Annotated in this window: 4 protein-coding genes; 2 read left to right on the top strand and 2 right to left on the bottom strand. The window is 68.8% G+C overall.

Annotated elements, in window-relative coordinates:
* Positions 1 to 364 precede the first annotated feature (364 nt).
* The gene (locus AB4Y84_RS12790; protein ID WP_442250227.1) at positions 365 to 2,476 is read left to right on the top strand and encodes a glycosyl hydrolase family 18 protein; all 2,112 of its coding nucleotides are present in this window, start codon (positions 365 to 367) and stop codon (positions 2,474 to 2,476) included.
* A gap of 83 nt (positions 2,477 to 2,559) precedes the next feature.
* Here AB4Y84_RS12790 and AB4Y84_RS12785 read toward each other — a convergent pair whose 3' ends face one another.
* Together AB4Y84_RS12785 and xerD are read right to left on the bottom strand one after the other, a co-directional pair.
* Positions 2,560 to 3,369, bottom strand: coding sequence for a thioredoxin fold domain-containing protein (locus AB4Y84_RS12785; protein WP_313251767.1), 810 nt, complete (start codon positions 3,367 to 3,369; stop codon positions 2,560 to 2,562).
* Between the two features lie 100 nt (positions 3,370 to 3,469).
* The gene (xerD, locus tag AB4Y84_RS12780; protein ID WP_033830309.1) at positions 3,470 to 4,447 is read right to left on the bottom strand and encodes a site-specific tyrosine recombinase XerD; all 978 of its coding nucleotides are present in this window, start codon (positions 4,445 to 4,447) and stop codon (positions 3,470 to 3,472) included.
* A 56-nt stretch (positions 4,448 to 4,503) separates the two neighbouring features.
* Here xerD and AB4Y84_RS12775 point away from each other — a divergent pair, with 56 nt between their 5' ends.
* Entirely contained in the window at positions 4,504 to 4,992 is a 489-nt protein-coding gene (locus tag AB4Y84_RS12775; protein WP_312787780.1) for an RDD family protein, read from the top strand.
* The last annotated feature ends 68 nt before the right edge of the window (positions 4,993 to 5,060 follow it).

Raw genomic sequence — 5,060 nt, 5'->3', positions numbered from 1 at the left:
GGCGTGAGCCGCATGGATGCGGCGACCGAGCTTACAGGGACGTACTTGCAGCGCCCCCTGCRCAGCCCACCCGCCCGGCCCAACTCCGGAACCTGCTCCAGACGCCAACCACGAGGGGGCTCCGCCGATGGCTGCCGACCGCGCGCCAGCGCCGCTCTCCGCCAAATCCTCGAACCATGCACTCGCTCACGGATTGACCACGCAATTGATGACAACGTTGTCCCCACCTGGCGCCGGACTCTCTCCCCGGCCCACCAGGTACCTCCGTCCGCCCCCTCCGTCGCCTTCCCGGGCGATGTCCGGACCCTGCGTTACGTGCGGCGCCGTCCTGGCCCGCGCGCCAACCATCGATCGGAGACACACCATGTACGACCCGCTTGTGCAGAGTGCCGATGTACGCAGTGCCCACCCTTCCCTTCATCGCTGTCGCCCGCGCCGTCTGGCCTGGCTGCTGGCCCTGGCCGGGGCGGTTGCCCTGCCCGGCCTGGCCCAGGCCRCCAGCTGTGCCGGCGTGGCCGAATGGGACCAGGCCAAGATCTACCGCAGTGGCGACACCCTGCAGAAGGGAGGGGTCCTCTACCGGGCGAACCAGGACATCTGGAATGCGCCGCCGGACCATCCGGCCGGGGCGCCCTACTACACCAACCTCGGCGCCTGCGACGGCGGCGGGACCAACCAGCCGCCCGTGGTCAGCCTGACCTCGCCGGCCAACGGCGCCACCTTCAGCGCCGGCAGCACGGTCAACGTGACCGCCAACGCCAGTGATGCGGACGGCAGCGTCAGCAAGGTCGAGTTCTTCCGCGATGGCAGTTCGCTGGGCGTCGACACCAGCGCGCCGTACAGCGCCAGCTGGGCCAACGCCAGCGCCGGCAGCCACACCCTGCGCGCGGTCGCCACCGACAACAACAACGCCACCGCCAGCACCGCGACCATCACCATCACCGTCAACGCGGCCAGTGGCGATACCACCGCGCCCAGCGTGCCCGGTGGCCTGGCCGTGGGTACCCGCACCGCCAGCAGCATCGCCCTGAGCTGGAGCCCGTCCACCGACAACACCGGTGGCAGCGGCGTGGCCGGCTACGACGTGTACCGCAATGGCAGTCTGGTCGGCTCACCGTCCAGCGCCAGCTATGTCGATGGTGGCCTGACTGCATCGACCAGCTACAGCTACCGCGTGCGCGCCCGTGACAACGCCGGCAACGCGTCGGCACAGGGCACGGCAGTGACCGCCAGCACCCTGGCCGGCGACGGTGGCACCACCGGCAAGCGGGTCATCGGTTACTTCACCCAGTGGGGCATCTATGGCCGCAACTACCGGGTCAAGAACATCGACAGCAGCGGTTCGGCCGCGCGCCTGACCCACATCAACTACGCCTTCGGCAACGTGCGCAACAACCGCTGCGAAGTAGGCATCACCCAGGCGTCGGACCCGAACAGCGGAGCCGGTGGCGATGCCTTCGCCGACTACACCAAGGCCTTCGGTGCCGGCGAAAGCGTGAGCGGCAGCGCCGATACCTGGGACCAGCCGCTGCGCGGCAACTGGAACCAGCTCAAGCAGCTCAAGGCCAAGTACCCGGGCATGAAGGTGCTGATCTCGCTGGGTGGCTGGACCTGGTCGCGCGGCTTCTCCAGCGCGGCGCAACCGGCCAACCGCCAGGCCTTCGTCGCTTCGTGCATCGACGCCTACATCAAGGGCAACCTGCCGGTGACCGACGGTGCCGGTGGCCCCGGTGCGGCGCTGGGGGTGTTCGATGGCATCGACATCGACTGGGAGTACCCGGTGGCCTGCGGTATCGCCTGCGGCACGCCCGAGGACAACGCCAACTTCACCGCGCTGATGGCCGAATTCCGCCGCCAGCTCGATGCGGTGCGCCCGGGCCTGCTGCTGACGGTGGCGGTCGGTGCCGGCATCGACAAGATCCGCGTCACCGATCCGGCCGCATACCACCCGTACCTGGACTACATCAACGTGATGACCTACGACTTCCACGGCGCGTGGGATGCGAAGACCAATCACCAGTCGGCGCTGTTCGATTCGCCGAATGATCCGTCCACCGGCGACCAGAAGCTGTACAACAGCAACGACGCCATCGAGGCCTTCATCAGCCGCGGTGTTCCCGCCGCCAAGCTCAACCTGGGCATCGGTTATTACGGGCGTGGCTGGACCGGGGTGACCAACGCCAACAACGGCCTGTACCAGAACGCCACCGGTGCGGCACCGGGTACCTACGAGGCCGGCATTGAAGACTGGAAGGTGCTGAAGAACCTGGCGTGGCCGGGCTACACCGACAACACCGCCGGTGCCACCTGGATCTACAACGGCAGCACGTTGTGGAGCTTCGATACACCGGCCAACATCACCCGCAAGATGGGCTACGTGAAGACCCAGGGACTGGGCGGTGCGTTCGTCTGGGAGTTCAGCGGCGACGATGCGCAGGGCACGCTGACCAAGGCGGTCAGTGATGGGTTGAAGTAAAAAAAGGCCGGGGGCGCACTGCGTCCCCGGCCTCGTTCGCGTTGCCACATCCGCCGGGCCGAGCCCGGCGGAATCGCATCAGATCAGCGGCCGCCGCCAGCCGCGCCTGCAGCCGCGCGCTTCTCCAACGCCGCACGCAGCTGCGCCGGCGGCAGGTAGCCGCCGAGCTGGGTGCCATCCGGCGCGAAGATGGCCGGCGTACCGTTCACGCCCAACTGCTGGCCCAGGGCGTACTGCATCGCCACCGGGTTGGTGCAGTTCTTCGCTGCCACCGTGCCACCACGCTTGGCATTGGTCAGCGCCTGGCGGCGATCGGCCGCGCACCAGACCGAGATCATGTCGGTGTAATCCTTGCTGCCCAGCCCCATGCGCGGGAAGGCCAGGTATTCGACGGTGATGCCGTTGCGGTTGAGCTCGGCGATGTCCTGGTGCAGCTTGCGGCAGTAGCCGCATTCGATGTCGGTGAACACGCTGATGGTGTACTTCGCGTTCGGCGCGGCGAACACGATGCGGTCGCCATGGTTGGCCTTGGCCAGCAGGTCGCGACGGTAGCCCAGCAGGCCTTCGCTGTTGGCCGGGCTCTTGGCGCGGGTGTCGTAGGGCTGCGACTGGAACAGGTAGCGGCCGTCGTCGGAGACGTACAGCAGCTGGCCGGAGACCACCACTTCACGGAAGCCCGGGAAGGGCGCGGCACCGATGTAGTCCACCTGGAAGCCGGGGTTGAGCTCGGTCAGCGCCTTGCGCACAGCCTGCTCGGCCGGAGCATTGGCCGTGGCGGCAGGGCCGGCCTTGGCTGCCGCTGCAGCGGGGGCCTTTGCGGCGGGCGGGGCGGGCTGGGCGCAGGCACTCAGGCTGAGCGCGCCGAACACGGCGGCGATGGCGAATCGGAGCATGGAGCAGTCCGCAGCAGAAAGAAGACCCCGGATTCTGACACAGCCATCCTGAGCGGTCCGCGATGCCGCGCACAGGCCCGGCAGGGGTTCAGCCGCGGGCTCAGCCGCGTGGATGATGGCGGGCGTGCAGTTTCTGCAGGTGTTCGCGTGCGACCAGCGTGTAGATCTGCGTGGTGGACAGCGAGCTGTGGCCCAGCAGCATCTGCAGCGCGCGCAGGTCGGCGCCACGGTTCAGCAGGTGGGTGGCGAAACTGTGCCGCAGGCCATGCGGACTGATCCGCGCCGGGTCGATACCGGCCACCGCCGCGTATCGCTTGACCAGGTGCCAGAAGGCCTGGCGGGTCAAGCCATGCAGCGCCGGTTCGATGAACAAGGGCGTCTGCCCGTCGGCCAGCGCCTGCACCTTGCCCTTCCCCACCAGCTGCGGTCGCGACTGCTGCAGGTAGCGTTCCAGCCAGTACTGCGACTCCTCGCCCAGCGGCACCAGGCGTTCCTTGCTGCCCTTGCCGGTCACCCGCAGCACGCCCTGGCGCAGGTTCACCGCCGTGGCGGGCAACAGCACCAGCTCGCTCACCCGCAGCCCGGCGGCATACATCAGCTCCAGCATGGCGCGGTCGCGCAGGCCGAGCGGACTGTCGATATCCGGTGCCGCCAGCAGCGCGTCGATCTGGCTCTCGGCCAGCGCCTTGGGCAGCAGCCGTGGCAGCTTCGGCGGGTCCAGCAGCGCGCTGGGATCCTCGCTGCGTTCGCCACGGCGCACGGCGTCGGCGAAGAAGGCACGCAGCGCCGACAGCAGCCGCGCGTTGCTGCGCGGCGACCAGTTGTGGCGGGTGCGCCAGGCCAGATAGTCAAACAGGCCGGCGCGCTCAACACCGGCCAGACCACCGTCGCGCCCGTCACACCAGCGCGCCAGGCCTTCAAGGTCGCGGCGATAGCTGTCCAGGGTGGCGCGGGCCAGACCGTGCTCGGCCCAGATCGCATCGAGGAAACGCTGGATGCGCTGGCTGTCCTCGCCGCGCAGCTCGGGCAATTGCTGGACCAGCTGACGACGTTCGGCGGGAGTGGAAGTGACGGCCATGCACGCAGGATACGAGGCCAACTGCGGGCACGGCCAGCATTGCGTATGCTCGGCACATGTCGAGCCCCGCCACCGATGCGGCCCACGTCGCCGCTGATACGCCCCGCCCGCGCGCGCTGCTGCTGTGGCGCCTGCTGGCGATGATCTATGACGCGCTGCCGGTGTTGGCCTTGTGGATGCTGGCCGGCACGGCCTTCACCCTGGCCTATACGTTCAGCGGCCATGCGCAGCGCGAGAACATCGCGCCTTTCAGTACCTGGCAATGGCTGCTGTGGGCGGTGTGCTGGGGGTTGACCGGGTGGTATGCCACCGCCAGCTGGCGGCGCGGTGGGCAGACGCTGGGCATGCGCCCGTGGCGCTTGAAGCTGGAATCACGCGATGGCACGCCGTTGCGACGCGGCCAGCTGTGGCTGCGCTTCGCGGTGGCCACGCTGTCGTTGCTGCTGGGCGGATTGGGCTTCTGGTGGGCCTTGGTGGATCGCCAGCGGCTGACCTGGCACGACCGCGCGAGTGCCACGCAGCTGCTGCGGATACCGAAGCGCTGACCTGTCCTGGCAGCGCCGGGCCATGCCCGGCGGACGCGGGAAATCGCACACCTTCGCCGGGCATGGCC

Origin of the sequence: Stenotrophomonas sp. 2YAF22, assembly GCF_052114665.1 — a bacterium.
GTDB classification, from domain to species: domain Bacteria; phylum Pseudomonadota; class Gammaproteobacteria; order Xanthomonadales; family Xanthomonadaceae; genus Stenotrophomonas; species Stenotrophomonas indicatrix.
The sequence above is the reverse complement of the archived record's forward strand: the minus strand, read 5'-3'. Positions and strand labels throughout refer to the sequence as shown.

Coding starts and splice junctions, on each gene's coding strand:
- AB4Y84_RS12785 (WP_313251767.1), bottom strand. CDS start 3,369: ATGCTCCGATTCGCCATCGCCGCCGTGTTCGGCGCGCTCAGCCTGAGT.
- xerD (WP_033830309.1), bottom strand. CDS start 4,447: ATGGCCGTCACTTCCACTCCCGCCGAACGTCGTCAGCTGGTCCAGCAA.
- AB4Y84_RS12775 (WP_312787780.1), top strand. CDS start 4,504: ATGTCGAGCCCCGCCACCGATGCGGCCCACGTCGCCGCTGATACGCCC.